Genomic DNA, 2045 nt, shown 5'->3' with positions numbered 1-2045 from the left:
TGGAGCAGCCTTCCGCCCGGCTGACGGTAGAGCTGGAGGAGGGCAAAACCCTGAAGGTCGCTTTGGGATCGGAGAAAGATGGCCAGGTGTACGTCATCACCTCTGAGCACCCGGCAGTAGCCACCTTGCTCACCTCCACCGCCGATATTCTCCGCTCCGACTTGGAAGAGCTGCGGGATCACCGCATTGCCCGCCTCAACGCCAACCAAGTGGGCCAAGTCACCTTAGAATCCCAAGGGGAAAAGGTCACCCTCACCCCTCGGCCTTCAGAGAAGGGATCCTTGGAGCTGCGCTGGGAAAACCCGGAGCGACCGGGCCAGCCTGTGGATCTCGGCTCTCTGTTCTCCAGCCTGAATGCTGCCCGCGCCAAAGAGTTTGTGGAACAGGCCGACGCGGAAGCCCAAAGGGTGTTGTCTGAGCCCGACCTACGGCTGACCTTTGAGCCCAAACCCGACGCCGAGCAGGATCCCTTGGCCCTGAGCTTGGCCTCCTCTGGCTTGCGGGCCTATGTGCAAAGCAGCCGCCAGCCGGACATTGCCGTGATCGAGCTGAGCACCTTCAACAGCCTGGAAACCGAAGTGAATCGCCTCTTGGAAGGCCAGCCGGAGAGCAAGGACTCCGCCCCACTCACGCAACCGCCTTCCACCCCCTCGCCCCCGAGTTCCTAGAGCCTTAGCCAGCAGAGGTAGCTGTCTTCTCCTCCGCGGTTTGGGTTGCTTTTTTCAGGGCTTCCCCTTGTATCGTCAACACCGAGCAGGGGGCGCGGTGCAGCACGTAGTTGCTGACGCTGCCCAGAAACAGCTCGCTCAGGCCGGAGTGGCCGCGGCGGCCCACCACCACCAAGTCCGCATCCCAAGAGCGGGCCAGATCGCAGATGACCCGACCGGGGTTGCCGTAGTTGAGGGTGTACTCAGCGCGGATCCCGTGCTCAGCCGCTTTCTCCACCAGCGAGCGCAGGTAGTCCATCTGGTTTTGCTCGAAGATGGCACATTGCTCCCGGTAGGACTGCCACAGCTCGGCGCTGATGGTGGAGCTGTAATCTACCCCCAGGATCATCGGCGGCTCTGGGGCGCCCGGCTCTTCCTGAGACAGAACATGGAGAATCATCATCTGGGCCTGCATGGCCTTGGCCACTTGGACGGCCTTTTGAAATACTCCCTGGCTCAGCTCCGACCGATCCACTGCCACCAAAATCCTGCTGAACATATTGGCTTCCTCCAGATGGCTAACAGCGGGGCACAAGGCAGAAGCAGCGTGACTTCGGGGTTGACCTCTGACCCCTTTTCCCTCGACTCCAAGCTCCCCTCTGCTCTGCCCCACCTATCTGTGTTGTAGAAGATTTGGGCGAGAAAACCCCAGATATCTTGAACGAACTAGGCAGATTGGCAACGAAAGTTCAGAGATCTTGACACCGGTCAGAAGGCATCGCCCTGGGCTGCCCACTCCAACACCGCCTGCAGCGCCTCGGCCTGCTCTTGCCAGACTTGATCGAGGGGAGTGCCCCGCAGGATTTCCAGCGTTAGGGTTGGGATCCGCCGTTCCTGCCCTGCCCAAGTGCCCAGAGAACCAGGGGTAGGGTAGCCAATGTCGGCGGCGACGGGCAAGCCGTTGCGAGCAGCCATCACCTGGGCCAGCTCAAGGGCAGGGCCGTTGTAGTTCACACAGGGGTGTGCCTGACAGGAGTGGGCAGAAAGGATAAACTGGGGCTGAATCCGGGCCAAACTCGTCAACAACACTTGCGTTTCGGGCTCGGAGCCTGGGGCTGCTCCGGGCGGATAGCGAGCTTCCAAAGAGGCCGGGATCCAATCTTGGGTGGGCAGATTGCGGTTGAGATCCACACCGTTGGCATTGAGACGTTGCCCCAGGGCACAGCCATCCGGGTTCAAGCGAGGGATTGCCCATAAGGTCGCTTTCCCGGCCAGGGATCCCCATCTCCCCGAGGCCACATAGCGCTCGATCAGAGTGTATCCTTCCACCTCATCCCCGTGTACTCCGCCGATCAGCAGCAAGGAGCGGATCCCTTGGGTGAGCTGCCAAAGGTGAAT

General features: G+C 61.0%; 3 protein-coding genes. 1 reads left to right on the top strand and 2 read right to left on the bottom strand.

Going from position 1 to position 2045, the window contains the following annotated elements; genetic code table 11:
- Positions 1–668, top strand: a 668-nt coding sequence (locus tag NW820_RS00290; RefSeq protein WP_414406362.1) for a DUF4340 domain-containing protein, incomplete at its 5' end; no start/stop codon positions are given.
- A 4-nt stretch (positions 669–672) separates the two neighbouring features.
- Here NW820_RS00290 and NW820_RS00285 read toward each other — a convergent pair.
- Together NW820_RS00285 and NW820_RS00280 are read right to left on the bottom strand one after the other, a co-directional pair.
- Positions 673–1206, bottom strand: a complete 534-nt coding sequence (locus tag NW820_RS00285) for a universal stress protein (RefSeq protein WP_414343284.1) — start codon at positions 1204–1206, stop codon at positions 673–675.
- A gap of 209 nt (positions 1207–1415) precedes the next feature.
- Positions 1416–2045, bottom strand: a 630-nt coding sequence (locus NW820_RS00280) for a M14 family zinc carboxypeptidase (RefSeq protein WP_414406361.1), incomplete at its 5' end; no start/stop codon positions are given.

Source organism: Synechococcus sp. R55.7 (assembly GCF_047461955.1).
Classification (GTDB): domain Bacteria; phylum Cyanobacteriota; class Cyanobacteriia; order Thermostichales; family Thermostichaceae; genus Thermostichus.
Note: the sequence above shows the minus strand (reverse complement) of the source record. Positions and strands in the feature narration are given on the sequence as shown.